General features: G+C 54.6%; 15 protein-coding genes. 2 read left to right on the top strand and 13 right to left on the bottom strand.

Annotation, left to right across the window (positions count from 1 at the left end):
- Nucleotides 1–214: 214 nt before the first annotated feature.
- From CQ011_RS11700 to CQ011_RS11690, 3 genes are all read right to left on the bottom strand, one after another.
- Entirely contained in the window at nucleotides 215–1,573 is a 1,359-nt protein-coding gene (locus tag CQ011_RS11700; protein ID WP_105677897.1) for an MFS transporter, read from the bottom strand.
- A gap of 93 nt (nucleotides 1,574–1,666) precedes the next feature.
- Nucleotides 1,667–2,677, bottom strand: coding sequence for a PDR/VanB family oxidoreductase (locus CQ011_RS11695; RefSeq protein ID WP_105677896.1), 1,011 nt, complete (start codon nucleotides 2,675–2,677; stop codon nucleotides 1,667–1,669).
- Between the two features lie 29 nt (nucleotides 2,678–2,706).
- Nucleotides 2,707–3,801, bottom strand: coding sequence for an aromatic ring-hydroxylating oxygenase subunit alpha (locus tag CQ011_RS11690; RefSeq protein WP_105677895.1), 1,095 nt, complete (start codon nucleotides 3,799–3,801; stop codon nucleotides 2,707–2,709).
- 113 nt (nucleotides 3,802–3,914) lie between these two features.
- Between CQ011_RS11690 and CQ011_RS11685 the strand changes: the two genes are divergently transcribed.
- Together CQ011_RS11685 and CQ011_RS11680 are read left to right on the top strand one after the other, a co-directional pair.
- Nucleotides 3,915–4,496 carry a PadR family transcriptional regulator gene (locus CQ011_RS11685; protein WP_105677894.1) on the top strand — a complete coding sequence of 194 codons (582 nt, stop codon included), beginning with the start codon at nucleotides 3,915–3,917 and terminating at the stop codon, nucleotides 4,494–4,496.
- A gap of 84 nt (nucleotides 4,497–4,580) precedes the next feature.
- The gene (locus CQ011_RS11680) at nucleotides 4,581–5,330 is read left to right on the top strand and encodes an IclR family transcriptional regulator (RefSeq protein WP_105678046.1); all 750 of its coding nucleotides are present in this window, start codon (nucleotides 4,581–4,583) and stop codon (nucleotides 5,328–5,330) included.
- Between the two features lie 114 nt (nucleotides 5,331–5,444).
- On the opposite strand, the gene CQ011_RS11675 is transcribed toward CQ011_RS11680, so the two are convergent.
- The 10 genes from CQ011_RS11675 to CQ011_RS11630 form a co-directional block, all read right to left on the bottom strand.
- Complete coding sequence (locus tag CQ011_RS11675; RefSeq protein ID WP_105677893.1) at nucleotides 5,445–6,314, bottom strand: ABC transporter ATP-binding protein; 870 nt, start codon at nucleotides 6,312–6,314, stop codon at nucleotides 5,445–5,447.
- Nucleotides 6,304–7,077 (bottom strand): ABC transporter permease, encoded by a 774-nt coding sequence (locus CQ011_RS11670; protein ID WP_105677892.1) that lies wholly within the window; start codon nucleotides 7,075–7,077, stop codon nucleotides 6,304–6,306. Before CQ011_RS11670 ends, CQ011_RS11675 begins: the two co-directional genes overlap by 11 nt.
- Nucleotides 7,074–7,907, bottom strand: a complete 834-nt coding sequence (locus tag CQ011_RS11665) for an ABC transporter permease (protein ID WP_105677891.1) — start codon at nucleotides 7,905–7,907, stop codon at nucleotides 7,074–7,076. The genes CQ011_RS11670 and CQ011_RS11665 overlap by 4 nt, the downstream gene beginning before the upstream one ends.
- Nucleotides 7,904–8,881, bottom strand: a complete 978-nt coding sequence (locus tag CQ011_RS11660; RefSeq protein WP_105677890.1) for an ABC transporter substrate-binding protein — start codon at nucleotides 8,879–8,881, stop codon at nucleotides 7,904–7,906. The genes CQ011_RS11665 and CQ011_RS11660 overlap by 4 nt, the downstream gene beginning before the upstream one ends.
- Nucleotides 8,882–8,967: 86 nt before the next feature.
- Complete coding sequence (locus CQ011_RS11655; RefSeq protein WP_105677889.1) at nucleotides 8,968–9,966, bottom strand: ABC transporter substrate-binding protein; 999 nt, start codon at nucleotides 9,964–9,966, stop codon at nucleotides 8,968–8,970.
- A 259-nt stretch (nucleotides 9,967–10,225) separates the two neighbouring features.
- Complete coding sequence (gene menE / locus CQ011_RS11650; RefSeq protein ID WP_105677888.1) at nucleotides 10,226–11,743, bottom strand: o-succinylbenzoate--CoA ligase; 1,518 nt, start codon at nucleotides 11,741–11,743, stop codon at nucleotides 10,226–10,228.
- A gap of 57 nt (nucleotides 11,744–11,800) precedes the next feature.
- Nucleotides 11,801–12,256, bottom strand: coding sequence for a MaoC family dehydratase (locus CQ011_RS11645; protein WP_105677887.1), 456 nt, complete (start codon nucleotides 12,254–12,256; stop codon nucleotides 11,801–11,803).
- Between the two features lie 56 nt (nucleotides 12,257–12,312).
- Nucleotides 12,313–13,500: an acyl-CoA dehydrogenase family protein gene (locus CQ011_RS11640; RefSeq protein WP_105677886.1), complete on the bottom strand. Its 1,188-nt coding sequence runs from the start codon at nucleotides 13,498–13,500 to the stop codon at nucleotides 12,313–12,315.
- A complete protein-coding gene (locus CQ011_RS11635; RefSeq protein ID WP_105677885.1) occupies nucleotides 13,500–14,390 on the bottom strand; it encodes an amidohydrolase family protein in 891 nt (296 codons plus the stop codon). Before CQ011_RS11635 ends, CQ011_RS11640 begins: the two co-directional genes overlap by 1 nt.
- A gap of 17 nt (nucleotides 14,391–14,407) precedes the next feature.
- On the bottom strand, nucleotides 14,408–15,337 hold the full coding sequence (locus CQ011_RS11630) for an SDR family NAD(P)-dependent oxidoreductase (RefSeq protein WP_105677884.1): 930 nt from the start codon (nucleotides 15,335–15,337) through the stop codon (nucleotides 14,408–14,410).

Here is a 15,337-nt window from a genome sequence, read left to right as displayed (position 1 = left end):
CCATATGCCGAGCGGCGTAGCTATTTTCAGACCAAATACGGCAGCACCTTTCGGTTTTACTGCCCGCCGAAAGGTGCTGCTATTGCCGAATCTGTGCTTCTAGGTAGGAGGATGATTTGTTGACGTACGTGGTAGGAGAATCGTGAATTGAACTCTCAAGCACGCTTCATATGCACGTCGTGTCTCTCGAACTGGGAACGGGACCCACCGATAGTTAGCCTGCCGTTTCCAGGGCAATAGCCTGAGAAGTAGTTTCCGGATCAGCAGTCGCCAGTGGTCGCATGAATCCAATAGCAACGGCGGCTATGAGCACCACTAGGCCTACTCCTAGATAAAGTTGGCCCGCGCTCCATGAGGCATCAAGCAATGTCCCTGCCGCCAGCGGTGCAAGAATCGCGCCGAACCGGCCAATACCAATAGCCCAGCCCACCCCGGTGCTTCGCGTCTGCGGTTCATAAGAGGCCGGCGCCAAGGTGTAGAGGCCGGCAATGCAACCGTTGATGAGCATGCCCACGACAACACCCATCACGAATGCTAGTGCCAAGACACCTACCGCAGAGATGAAAAGCACCATAGTGATCGACGAAAGCACAGTGAAACCGAGCAAAACTTTGCGCGTCTGCCACTTGGTGGTCAAGAGGCCAAACAACAAGGCTCCAAAGGTTCCGCCCAGGGTCAGCATCAGTCCGCCAATTACGCCTTGGCTTTCGGTCATGCCAGCGGTAACCAACAGTTTAGGCGTCCAGCTGTTAACAAAGTAGAAGCCGAACATGATGGCAAAGAATGCAACCCAGATCAGACTGGTGACGCGGCGGTTCGTAGGAGAAAACAGGGCTGTTAATTGTTGCCCTTTTTTCCCACCCGCAGCTGTTCCTCGTGCGTTGGAAGAGAATACGACGGTATCTGAGGCCAAACGTAGTTTACGTACAAGAACTCGCAGTTTCGCTTCGGCCCTATCGGTACGTTTCGTCAGTAGAAAATCTACAGACTCTGGAACCACAATTAGTAGCAATATAAACGCAACTGCAGTGAAAATTCCACCGAAAATGAATACCGAACGCCATCCAAAGTTAGCTTGGAGGGATACTGCAGCCATGCCACCGAGGGTAGCTCCTACTCCGTACCCTGCGGTGTAGATGCTGACTGCCATTCCCCGCCAGCGTTTATTGGAATACTCGCTGGTGATGACATTAGTGCAGGCGAGGATGCCGCCCACTCCCAATCCGGTGATCACACGCCATAGGCCTAATTGCGTGACGTCATCAGCCGTAGATGACAGAAACATGCCCACTGCGGTCAGCGCCGTAGTGAACAGCAGCATTGGGCGCCGGCCAAAGATATCCGCGAAAGGCGCCAAGAAGAGTGATCCAGCTGCCATCCCGAGTAGCCCGGCGCTAAGTAGGACGCCAAGCTGAGCACCATTCAGGCCAAATTCGTTGGAGACTTGGTTTGCGGTGAAGGCCATGGCCAACACATCAAACCCGTCTAAGGCGTTTAGAAAGGTACAAACACCCACCACTACCCATTGGAAGGCAGTCATGGGCGAAGCATCAATACGTTCTTTGATATTCATTGCAGAGTTCTTCCATTTTTAGGCACGTTCCAACGTCCTAGGGCTCCCCTGTTGGGAACCCTAGGAGACGTTAAATGGTGTTTTGGGTGTTCTCTAGTTAGGTTCGATGGTGATGATGGCGGGGCCCGCCATAGACGCATCGATTTGTGCCCCGGTCTTTGAGGTCACAGCGCGCGAGACACAGCAGTTCATCTTGGTCGATAACCGTTGCTGACGCTCGGAGTAGAAGACATCTCGGTGATCGATAGTCCCAGATAGTTCCAGGATGCGAACCTCGCACAGGCCGCACTCACCCTTGCGGCAGTCGAACATCATATCCGCGCCGGCATCTTCCAAAGCTTCAAGCATGGAACGCCCCTGCGGGACCTTGACTTCCAAGTTGAGCTTGGGAACTCGGACTGTGAATTCCTCAGGGTCATACCATCCACTATTGCCAAAAGTCTCGTAACGCAGGTTTGGCAGATCCAATTCGCGTTCAATCCAATTGCGTCGAACGGCATCCATTAACCGGATAGGGCCGCACATATACAGCTCTGTCCCAACGCTGGCCCGTTCCACGAGCTCGTTGACCTTCAGCGAACTTCCTTCATCGTCTATGTGTACTTCGAGCCGTTGTCCGTGTAGCTCGGTCAGCTCGTCTAGGTAAGCCATTGCCTGACGGCTACGCCCGACATAGACCAGCGTGTAGTCTGCTTTCAACCGCTTCAGCACGGCGGCCATGTTGGCGATAGCGGTGATGCCGATACCACCTGCAAGCAGAACATAGCGTTGAGCGCCGACGCGTAACGGAAAATTCTGTAGCGGCTGAGTAATTTCCAGCTTCTGTCCCGGGCGCAGGGAATGCATGAAGATCGAACCGCCCCGTGACAGTGGCGCCTTCGTCACGCTAAGCGCTAGACGAGTGCCCGTCTGGTTGAAATCCACGACTGAATAGGAACGTTTGACAGTTTCCCCGTCAACCTGCACCATGAGGTCTATATGCGTTCCGGGCTCGGCTTTGACCGGCATTGTAGGTTCAAGCACGATACGTAAGATGCCTTGTGCCACCTCGCGGGTCTCAATCACGGTGGCTGATTGCCAGGTTTCAATGTTTGTCGCTGCCATGGTTTTCTCTCGCTCTTTCTAAACGCTCATTAGCTTGCTGAGGGCAGACGCCCCTCGGCGTCCAACATGGCCTCTAGAATCCTGCGTACCCACATGCCCCCGGAGTCGATATTCAAGTTGTAGAACTCATAATCAGGGTTAGCATCGATGGCAGCCTGTTGCGCCTTGAGCATTTCCTCGTCTTCTCCGAAGACACCGTGCACGCCGTCACGTAGCTGCGTGGTGATCAGCTGGCTGTCGAGGCAATAGTTGCGCATGAAGGCCCAGAAGTAGTGCGATGACCTGTCAGTCTCCGGAGTGATGGTGTTCATGACAAAGCCGTTTACGCCCTGACTGCGGTCACCCTCTGGGGCGCCGGTACCTGCCTTGGCTACGCCCACGTCAATGCTGATGGTCGAGGGAGCCTCGAAATTGATGATTTGCCAACGATCCACCTTGCCCTCAAAGCCGGGGAACTTATCGCGCATGTTCTTCAGCCAGAACGGTGGGGCATCGATGTTGTGCATCCACCGGGTGACGGTCACTTTGTTGCCTTCACGGACGGTCACAAAATCAGATTCACTGAGCTCTTCCTGGCCGATAGTGGAAGAGTGGACGAATTCTTCGTGAGTCAGGTCCATCAGGTTATCTAGCACCAGTTGGAAGTTGCAGGCCGCATGAATGGTTAGCCCATCGCCGGCCCATTTCTCCGAAGTCATCTGGTGCATGTCCGGGACCAACTCTGGATCAGCCAAAGTCGGATCTCCCATCCAGATCCAGACGTAGCGATAGCGCTCTACCGTTGGAAAAGAAGGCACGGTAGCCGAAGGGTTGATGGTTTCCTGCGCTGGCATGGAGACACAGCGCCCAGCCGAGTTATAGACGATGCCGTGATACGGGCACTGGATTCCATCCTTGCCAACGGTTTTACCCATCGACAACGGTGCCAAGCGATGCCAACACGCATCCGCCAGCGTCACAACCTTGCCATCTTCGGTGCGATATAGCGCTACCGGACGGTTAGCAATCCGCCGGGACATCGGCTTTCGGGTGATCTCGTGATCCCAGCCGACGACATACCACGCGTTGAGTGGATGAGGCAGGACCTTATTAGTGGTGGAGCTGGTTGCAGCGGTGGTTGTCATGGTGTTCCTTCCCAGAGTGTGAACAACTCACTATCGAGATAGTGAGTGTTCTGAATCACAGACTAACTATGTATATAGTTATTGGCAAGACCTTTACGCCAGAGAAAGTTTTCATGAGCCTCCCAAACGCGCTGCTAGCCCTGCTCGTAGTAGAGCCAATGACCGGCTATGACCTCCACAAGCACTTCGAAGCTTCAGTCGGCCATGTGTGGCATGCCCCCGATTCGCAGATTTACCCAACGCTTAAACGTATGGAAGCGGAAGGCCTACTCGAAGGGGAAGACATTCCGTGGGGCCCACGTGGCAAGAAACGCCAATATCACGTCACGCCTGCTGGCCGTGAGGCTTTTAAAACTTGGATGAACACTCCTCTGGAATATGCTCGTACTCGCGATCCCGCTCACCTAAAAGCCGCTTACCTAGAGTGGGCGGAACCTGACGCAGCGCGCGAGCATTTGTTGGCGCATATCGAGCACCACAGCTCCATGCTGGCTCAGTGGCAACAGACAATGAAGGAAATTGAAGACGGGACCAGTGGCATGCTGGCGCGGCGCTTGGCACACACGCCCAAGAAAGATCAGGAAAAAACCCGCGCCTTTAAACGCTTCACTTATGAAGGGCTGATCGCTCAGGCCGAGGCCGAGATCGCGTGGGCACAACGTGGTCTGAGGCTTGTGGACAAGCTCAACGGCTAGTCCACTACATCCCAATCCAATCTGGACAGTGGATATCCGTTCTCCCTAATGAGTCTGGCCACCGTACTGATTTACAGTAGAACCATGGCAAATTCACCCAGCGGGGATTCAATGCTGGATCGTTTAGTGCGAATCCTGGATTCTTTTGACTCAGAAAATCAGTCACTGAGCGTCATTGCGCTGGCTCGCCGGGCTGAAATTCCCAAAGCCACCATGTATCGACTGCTCGATGAGTTAGTTGGCCACGATTTGCTGGCACGGAATAAAGATGGCCAGGTGCGCCTCGGGCTACGGTTGTGGGAATTGGCGAACCGAAGCACCACCACACAGGATCTGCGTAAAGCCGCATTACCTTTTATGGAAGATATCAACCAGCTCTTAGGGCAGAATACGCAGCTCTCGATGCTCCACCAAGATGAAGTGCTGATCATTGAACGACTCTCTCGTCCCGGCTCGGTAGTCAACAAGGCCAACGTGGCCGGTCGAATGCCGGTCCACAGTACTTCCATGGGGATGGCGTTACTTGCCTTCTCACGTCCAGAAGTTATCCGTGAGTTCCTGACGCGCCACCAAGAAATTATGGAATCAACGCACCCGAACTTTCGAGCAGAAATGGCCGAGATCCGACGCAACGGATACGCCTCATTCGATGGGTACATCGACTCGGAAACGACCGGAGCAGCGGCGCCAATTCTGGATAGTTCGGGCTACCAAGTAGCCGTTCTATCGGTGGTAGTCCCCCGCGATTCAACGTCGTTGCAGCCCGCTGCCATGGCACTGCGCACCGCGGCGCGAGGAATCTCGCGCGCACTACTACTAACAAATAACGCTTAAACGTTGGCTCAATCAATACCCACACTGTTCATGATTAAACGTCTGTTGGCCTGACTGAACACCTTTTCAGGAATCAGTCAGGCCAACATCAAAAACAAGAACAGCACTCAGAAACTACTTCGGATTAGTCAGGAATGTAGTCTTAGCTTCCTCCGGGCGGTGCCCCTGCTTAGCCTTCTGAATCTCGGCATAAACATGGTGACGCAACTCGGTAAAGCGCGGCAGCGACCGAGTCTCCAACTGATCACGTTCCGCAGGCAAATCAATGACAATATCTTCTTGCACCACCGTCGGTGAGGACGACAAGATAATCACACGTTCACCTAGATAGATCGACTCATCAATATCGTGAGTTACGAACAGCACGGTCACGCCCAGCTTCTTCCAGACGTTGCGGATCAGGTCTTCAAGATCCGCGCGAGTCTGCGCATCAACGGCCGCGAAAGGCTCATCCATCAGCAACACCTCAGGCTGGTAGGCGACGGCACGGGCAATCGCCACGCGCTGTTGCATACCGCCAGAAAGCTGCCAAGGGTAAGAGCGCGGCACGTGGCTAAGGCCCACGGCGTCCAGTGCGTCTTCCACAAGCTTCTTACGCTCGGCTTTGGGCACCCCGGCATTCTTCAACGGCAATTCAACATTGTCCGCCACGCGTAGCCAAGGGAACAGGGAGCGGCCATATTCCTGGAAAACTACCGCCATCTTCTTTGGCGGTCCGGTGACCTTTTCGCCGTCGAGTAGTACTTCACCGCTCGTTGCGCTCAAGAGTCCTGCGATGCATTTGAGCAAGGTGGTCTTACCGGAACCAGAAGGTCCAACCAAGCACACGAGTTCTCCGCGGCCCAGGTCAAAGGTCAGGTCGCGTACCGCTTCAATATCGCCACCGTCGGTGTGATAAACCTTCTTCAATCCGCGCACCGATAGCAGCGCTTCGCCTTCGGGCAGCGTACGTCCACCGGTGATGCCATTGGAATTAGACAGCATTTTCAACCTCTTTCAGACCGTTGTACCAACGCAAGACGCGGCGTTCGATCCACTGGAAAATAAACGACATGATGACACCGATCAGCCCGAGAACCACGATGCCGGACCACATTTCGGGAACCGCGAAGGAACGCTGGAACTGCACAATGGCGAAGCCCAATCCGGAGGATGAGGCAAACATTTCGGAAATGACCATGAGGATCAGACCGATGGACAGGCACTGGCGGATGCCAGCCATAATGGTCGGCATGGCGCTCGGTAGTATCTGGTAACGAATTCGCGCGAATCCGCTGATCCCGTAGGAGCGGCTGGTTTCGTTTTGTACCGGATCAATCGCGCGCACACCTTCAATGGTGTTAAGCAGCACCGGCCAAATGGCACCGGAGATGATGACCGCAACTTTCATTCCGTCGTTAATGCCGACCAGCAGCATCAGCACGGGAATCAATACCGGTGGTGGAAGTGCTCTGAAGAATTCAAAGACCGGCTCGGTGATGGCACGTGCGGTGCGGTTTAGACCAACGAGTAGTCCCAACAGCACGCCGAGAATAATCGCACCAACGACGCCAATGAGTAGCCGGCGGATACTTGGCAACACGTCGGTGAACATACGCTCGCCGATCCAGGTATCAATGAAGGTCTTCACTAAGTCTGCCGGGGTGGGAACGAAGAAGCTCGCCCCACCTGCCGTAGCAAGAATCCACCAGAGGATCAGCAGTACTGGAAGCGCCAGAATATAGAGGAGAGACTTGAGAGTTTTCATGCGATGTTCTCCCCACGAACTGAGACGTGCCATGACAGGATGCGCTTTTCAATTAGTCGCATGCCTAAGTTGATAAGCACGCCTAGAAGCCCGGTGGCAACAATCAATGCGTACATGCCAGCGATGGCACCGCCGGACTGGGCCAGCTGGATTTCTTTACCCAGACCGGGTGAACCGATGATCAGTTCTGCCGTAATTGCCAGGATCAATGCCACCGCAGCTCCGAGCCGAATACCGGTCATTAGGTACGGAAGCATGGTGGGGAAGATGACGTCGCGGATCCGCTGGAATGGTGAAAAACCATAGGATCGTGCAGTCTGCATCGCCACGTTATCAACGTCCGCTACACCGTAGAGCACCTGGATCAGCACCTGCCAGAAGCAGGCGTAAATGATCAACATCAGCGAGGATTCAATTTTGGTGCCAAAGAGCAGCACCGCCAACGGAATCAGCGCTACCGACGGAATAGGGCGTAGAAACTCAATGGTGGAGTTGGTGGCCCTGCGCAGGAAGCTCGACATTCCGATGACCAGTCCCAGCACCAGGGCAAGGAGCACCGCGACTAATAGTCCAATGAACCAGGCGAGCATGGTTTCGCCCACGGCCAACCAGAATGCGGTCAAGGTGAAGTCCTTGGCCAGCGTGACCAGCACTTCTGAGGCGGGTGGCAAATACTCCGCTTTCACGATGCCAAGAGCCGGTAACAGTTCCCAAATCCCTAGGAACACGAGGATACCAATCAAACCCCAGACCGCATTGGGCACCTTGGCCTTGGTAGTTTTGCGCCGGGCTCCTTTACCTCGCGCCGGCGTGGTGGTTACGGTACTCATGGAAGCAGCTTGTCCAGGTCAACTGGCTTTGACAGAGTTCCAAAGCTTTGTGCTGCGTCGCCTAGCTTCTGTGCGGCTTCACGATTAAACTCTGAGCGGAAACGCGGAAGGACCATCTCGGCACGCCCCGCGTCATCGATCTTCGTGTAGGTTCCGACGATGTCGCGGACAGCGTCAGGATTCTCTTGCGCGTAGTCCAAGGATTTGTTCATGGCACGCGTGAACTTTTCGGTTACTTCTGGGTTCTTTTCGGCATATTCGGTGGAGGTGAAATAGCCGGCTACGTCCAGTTCTGGATCAAATTTAGCGAAGTTTGCCGAGAGCATCTTCGCACCCGATTCAAGGGCCACACTCTGGAAGGGCTCCAGGATCCACGCTGCGTCGACGATACCGTTTTCGAGGGCAGCCGGAGCATCCGGGAATGGAACCTCTACGAATTCAACGCTCGAAGGGTCACCACCATCTGCTTTGACGATGGATTTGATGGTGGTGTCACCGATATTGGAAAGGTTGTTCACCGAGACCTTCTTACCTGCAAGGTCCTTTGGTGAAGAAATTTTTGAGTCGGCCTTAACAATGACGGAGCCGACGTCAGATTTGGTGTCTCCGGTGGTGGAAATACCGTTAGCCACAAATTTCATGTCTAGGCCCTTGTCATTGGCGACCATGACAGAAATGAAGTTTGAGAACGCGAAGTCGTAACTTCCCGACTGGATTCCCGGAACAATTGCCGAGCCGCCCGTGGCGGTTTCAATTTCCAGGTCGAGTCCTTCGTCAGCGAAGAATCCCTGCTTGTCGCCGAGCCAGATCGGCGCGGTGTCGACGATGGGAATCACTCCGACGGTAATTTTATCCAGCGCACCATTTGCGGCGCCTGATTCTTCTGCGGCTCCGCCGCTAGGCGATCCAGAGCTGCAGGCAGTAAGTGTGAGTACCGCCAAGGATGCAACGGCTAGCTTAATCGAGTGTTTCATGACTATTTCTCCCATATGGTGCAATTACTTGCTGCGGATCCGTTGAAGACCCGATCCGCAGCAAGTCGAACTCGGCGCGATGAAGATTACTGAATGATCATTGAGTTGAGGTCTGGGGCCTTGTCGAGGAATCCAAACTTCGCCGCAAGGTCGCCTAGCTTGGTGAGTTCATCGACGGGAGTGTCGGCTTCCCAGGTCTCCATCGTCAATCCCTTGGCGACTTCGGCGTCCATGTTGATGAAGTCGGGCAACATAGCACGAGCGGCATCAGGGTCATTTTGCGAAACCGGAAGAATTTCGTCCATCGCGCTCTTCCAGTTGCTGATGACTTCAGGGTTCTCTTGAGCGAACTTGCCACTGGTGAAGGTCACCATCGTTGGCATGCCCACGATAGCTTCCTGATTTGGGTAGCCGAGCAAGACATTGTCCTTGTTTGCCAAGGCGCGCGACAGGAATGGCTCCGGCGTCCATATCGCGTCAACGTTGCCGCGGTCCAGTTGCGCTTCCATGTCTGGGAAAGGCATTTCACTGAACTTGAGATCCTTCGGATTCGCGCCAGCCATTTCAGCTGATTCCATGATGGTCAGGTCGCCCTGGGTACGCAATGCGTTGACCGAAGTGATCTTGCCGACGAGGTCATCCCAGCTGTCAATGCCCGAATCCTTGCGGACGATCACGCCGTTGGCATCTTCGCCTTCGGAAACTGAATTGGAGTAGCCGGAGACAATTTTCATGTCTAGACCTTTATCCACGGCCGTCATCACCGACAGTGGGTTGCCCACCGCGATAGCCAGTTCACCGGTGGAAACCGCCGGCAGCATGGCTGCTCCAGCGTTTGAAGTACTTAGTTCAACGTCAAGGCCGTGCTTTTCGAAGACGCCTGAGTCAATGCCCTGCTGCACGGCAACTGATGGTGCGATGGGCAAGATACCTACGACGAGCTTGGTCAGCGAGCTATCGGATGAGCCTGAGGTGTTTGCCTCGTCGGCGGAGCCGGAGCCGGACGGCGATCCGGAACCGCAACCGACAAGCGCGAGTGAAAGGACCGAGGCTCCGGCGAGCAATGTAGACCAACGCTTATTCATGTTTTTCCCCTTGAAACCCGTTGATTCGGCTCCGAGTGGTGAGCCAAAATTATTGTGACTTGAGCCACAACTCAAGACTAATGCAACCATTGAAAAAGTCAATGGTTGACTTTATAACTATTTGAATTCCAATGGTTTCCAAGGCACATGCTGTTTTAACGCAGCGTCACACATTGACGCAATACACCCGAGCCATCCAGAAAGTACTTGGATGGCTCGGGTGTTCAAGTCGAATAATTCAGTTGCGACACCACGCGGCTTAGCTGTATTGCTTCCGCAATTCTGCCTTGCGGATCTTTCCGCTCGCGGTGCGCGGCAGTTCGTCGAGAAATACTGCGGTTCGAGGAATCTTATATCTCGCCAGACGACCGCTCAAATGTGCCACGATGTCGCTCTCGCTTAAGGCACTACCCGGCTTCAAAACAAGCACCGCACGCGGCACTTCGCCCCATTTTTCATCTGGGATACCAATCACCGCTACCGACTCAACATCTGCCAGTTCCATAATTGCTTGCTCAACTTCGGCTGGGTAGATATTCTCCCCACCCGAAATGATCATGTCCTTGAGCCGATCCGAGATATAGAGGAAGCCTTCGTCATCTACATAACCGATATCTCCCGAACGGAACCAGCCCCCTTCATAGAACGCACCCGCGGTAGCGTCTGCCCGTTCCCAGTATTCGCTAATGACGTTGGGCCCACTGATCAAAATTTCACCTACCTCGCCGGTAGGAAGTTCATTGCCTTGCGCATCGGCGATTCGAATGTCGGTAAAGAAATGGGGCAGCCCGGCTGATCCCATCTTGGATCGCGAATGCGAGGCCTGCAACAGGGTGGTCCCCGGCGCGGTTTCGGTCAGCCCATAGCCCCCGCTGAATCCTAATCCGCGAGATTCATAGGATTCAAGTACCCGCAACGGCACTGCGGAGCCTCCACAGGTCAGCATCTGCAACGAGGACAAATCGGTGTCTGCCCAGGTGTCGTGTTCGGCTAACATCTGGAAGGTCGTGGGAACTCCGGACAGTTGGGTGACTCGGTACTGCTCTACTGCCTGTAGCACTGCAGCCGGGTCAAACCGCTCTTGAAGCACCAGAGTGCCGCCCTTCAAGAGGACCGGAAGTGCTCCCATCCCCATCGCAGCCACGTGGAATAGCGGAGAGATCAACAACCCGACCGATTTACTCGTCACGTCATAGTCGACGATGACATTGTAGGAATTCCACGTCATATTCTCATGGGTCAGCACCGCCCCCTTAGGAGTCCCCGTGGTGCCCGAGGTGTAAAGGATAATCGCCGGATTCTCTAAGCGCACTTGAACATCGACGTGCCGGTTCTCGCCAGAATTTAGTGCCCGTTCATAACTCGAATCAGTACCAGGCACCGTCGCGACTTCCAAGCTTTCACGCACCGGACTATCGATAATTGCGCTCTGAGCCTCTGCAGCAAAATTCTCGACATAAATAAATATCTCGCTACCAGAATCCCGTAAAGCAAAATTCAGCTCGCGCGGGGTTAACCGGATATTTAGCGGAACAAAAAGAGCACCAAGCTGGGTGACCGCAAACATCGTTTCTAAAAACGCTGCGTGGTTGGCGCCTAAGAATGCCACCCGACTGCCGTGGGAGATTCCTCTGGCGCGCAACGCGTCACTTAGCCGATCGATGCGCTCGGCCAGCTGCGCATAGTTGAAGCTCACCCCGGCATGGATCACCGCTGTATGTTGCGCTGATTTCACCCTGCGGCGGTGAATCCATTTGCCAAACCCTTTATTTAACATCTGTCGCTCATTTCGCTAATTCTGTCGCGGTGCTACCGCTGTGGCTGCCGGGTTTAGTTAGGCGTAGAAACGGTAGAGGCCACGGGAAACTACGGCAGGCTTGCTCGCTCCTTCAACCTCGATCACTTGGTCTACGGCAATCTGGTAGCCGCCCTTAACCTCATCCACCTCGGCGATAGTGGCCTTCATTCGTATCTTCGAACCCACCGGAACTGGGGAGGGGAAGCGAACCTTTTCCAAACCGTAGTTCACCCGGGTCTTTACCCCGGTTACGTCGAAAAGTTCTGACCAGAAAGCGATCTGCAGGCTCAGCGTCAGGTACCCGTGGGCGATGGGGCCACCGAAAGGACCCTCCTTCGCCTTTTCCGGATCGGTGTGGATCCACTGGTGGTCATCGGTAGCGTCCGCGAAGGTATTTACCTGCTCCTGGGTCACTACTCGGTAGTCGCTGTAGCCCAGCTCTTTGCCGGCAGCGGTTGCAATATCTTCGTAGCTCAAGATGGTCTGTGCCATGGTGTGTCTCCTGTTAATTAGTGTCAGTTTGGTGGGCTTTTGTTGAATCAGTAGTTCTAGCGGAAGGCGCTAATACCGGTAATAGCGCGTCCGATAATCAACGAGTTGATCTCGTGAGTGCCCTCGTAGGAATAAATCGCCTCGGCATCGGCATGATGGCGAGCGACATTGTGCTCCAACAGAATTCCGTTGCCGCCACAGACCTCTCTGGCAAGCGCCACAGTTTCTCGCAACATCCGGGCGGTGAACATCTTGGCCATAGCCGAGTTCTCATCGCGGTATACCCCAGCGTCTTGTTGCTGAGTTAGGCGCACCACCATTGCCAAACTAGCGGTGACATTGGAAAGCATGTGCGCCAGCTTCTCTTGAATGAGCTGAAATGACGCCAGTGGTTTACCGAATTGGGTACGTTCGGTGACGTACTGACGCGCAGCCTCGTAGGCTCCTGCGGCGACTCCCGTGGCAATCCAGGCGACGTCCGAACGCATATTACGCAGACAAGCCGCAACGTCAGCAAAGGAATTGATTTCCTTGAGTCTTGCTGAATCTGGAACCCACACGTCATCCAGCTCGATATCGGCATTTTGCATGATCCGCAGGCTTGCCTTCCCGGCGATCTTCCGAATTTTCACCCCCGAATTATCGGTGGGTACCAAGAAGCATTTGACCTGTGAATCGGCCGCATCACGAGCAAAGATTGCCAGCACATCGGCTTGGGAAGCCCCGCCAATCCAGCGTTTTGCGCCATCGATGCGCCATCCGTCGGTGCCCTCGCGCTTTTCGGCGACGGCCGAGGTGGCCAAGCCGCCGGCGATATCCGAACCGTGGTCCGGTTCGGTCAAGGCGAAAACTCCCTTGTATTGATAGGAAGTAATCAGCGGATCAAGTTCAGCCACTTGTTCAGCGCTACCGCCGAGGTTCACCGTGGTGCGAAATAAACCTGCCTGCGCGTTGTAAAAGGTCACCACCGAAGCATCGACACGGCCGATTTCAAAGTTTCGAAATCCTCCGTACAACCCCGAGGGTTTCTGCCCTGCTTCTCTAAGTTCCAGCGGGTCCATCAGGTCCGCCTCGATCAGTGGCGCAACGATCTGTTCGGGAAATTCCCCGCGTTCCCAATAGTCATTAACTATCGGGCGAACGTGCCTATCAAGGACCGTACCCAACCGTGCCAAAGCGGCGCGTTCTGGCTCGCTCAACAGATCTTTGAATCCGTAGAGGTCGCTACCGGTGACTGGTTCCATTAACCATCAACTCCCAGGACTCGCATTGCGTTTCCTTTCAAAATTCCTGGGCGTACCGAATCTTTAAGTTCTAGCTCCGCGAAGGCACCCATCCATTTCTGTGGGGTGATCAGCGGATAATCGGTACCGAACAAGAGCTTGCCAGCCAAGACGTTATTTCCCATTTTCACCAGCGAGGCTGGGAAATATTTCGGGCTCCAGCCGGACAGGTCGATGTATACGTTCGCTTTATGCGTGGCAATTGAATTTGCTTCATCCTGCCAAGGCACCGACGGGTGCGCCATGATGATGGTCAAGTTCGGGAAGTCGGCTGCCACGTCATCGAGCAATAACGGGTTTGAGTATCGAAGCTTGATTCCTCGCCCACCGGGCAACCCCGCACCCATACCGTTTTGCCCGGTATGGAAAATACACGGCAATCCCAATTCCTGCAGGGTTTCCCACAACGGATAAAAGGCTACGTCGCTTGGGTCAAAGCCCTGGAGCGAAGGATGGAATTTAAACCCACGGACGCCAAGCTTTTGTGCCTGGTAAGTGGCGTCTCCCAATGCTGCTTCTCCGCGACGAGGGTCCACCGAACCAAAAGGAATGAGGACATCGTTGTTACGCGAACACCCGGCAACCAAGTCCTCGATGGAATTAGGTTCATGGCCCAGTGCGGTTCGCGCATCAACGGTGAAGACCACCGCAGCCATCTGTTGTTCGCGATACACCTGGGCGATGCGATCTATCGACGGGGTGCGTTCTTCAGATTTGAAATATGCTGCGGAAGCTTCAAAGAGGTCCTCGGGCATAGCCTTGTGACCACATTCGTCCACTTCAAGATGCACATGCATGTCGATGGCATTAATGGCTCCGAAGTTGATGCCTAGTTCATAGCGAACTGTCATTTGTTTTTCCTCGAACCTTATTTGGCTGGTTCTGGGCGAAGTTCTTCGGGAAGTTCTGGGAACTTCTCTCCAACGCTCTGCTGGTACTCACCAAAACGAGTAGAGAATTCGCTGGTCAACGTCTCGTAATCCCAGCCACCATCATGGAATTCGGTGTTCACTGCTTCTGGATGGCTCCAGATCTGGATGCGGTCTCCACCCACTCCAATGGCCTGCCCGTTCACATCCGCAGCAGCATCTGAGGCAAGGAATGCGATCAGTCCGGCCACGTCATCGGCGGTGCCGAAGCCTAGTTCCTTGCGGAAGAAGTCTGGCATGGCTTCGCCACGTTCATCGGCCTGCACCGCGGCGGAGAAGAACGGTACGGTCTTAGTCATTTCGGTTGCAGCTACCGGGATGACGACGTTGGCAGTAACTCCTGCGCGCTTCATTTCTAGCGCCCAAGTACGCACCATGCCCACGATGCCGGCCTTGGCCGCTGCGTAGTTGGTCTGGCCGAAGTTGCCGCGCTGACCTGTAGGCGAGCCGATGGCAATGATGCGTCCGGCAACCTTATTTTCCTTGAAGTAGCCGTAGGCTTCCCGCACACAGGTGAAGGTGCCGCGCAAGTGCACGTTGATCACCAGATCAAAGTCTTCGTCTGTCATTTTCAGCAGGGATTTATCGCGCAGTACACCCGCGTTGGTTACTAAAATGTCCAATCGTCCAAAATTCTCGATGGCCCCGGCAACTAGTGCTTTGGCTGCTTCGGTCGAGCCGACCGCGGCGACGACACCAGCGGCCTTGCCGCCGGATTCAGTGATTGCACTAACGGCTGCTTCTACGGCCGCCATGTCGACATCATTGATAATCACCGAAGCTCCCTGGCGGGCAAGTTCTTGGGCATAGCTCAGTCCGAGGCCGCGACCACTACCGGTAACGATTGCAACTTTTCCTGCTAACGACAT

The sequence above is a fragment of the Arthrobacter sp. MYb213 genome (assembly GCF_002979915.1).
Classification (GTDB): Bacteria; Actinomycetota; Actinomycetes; order Actinomycetales; family Micrococcaceae; genus Glutamicibacter.
The sequence above is the reverse complement of the archived record's forward strand: the minus strand, read 5'-3'. Positions and strand labels throughout refer to the sequence as shown.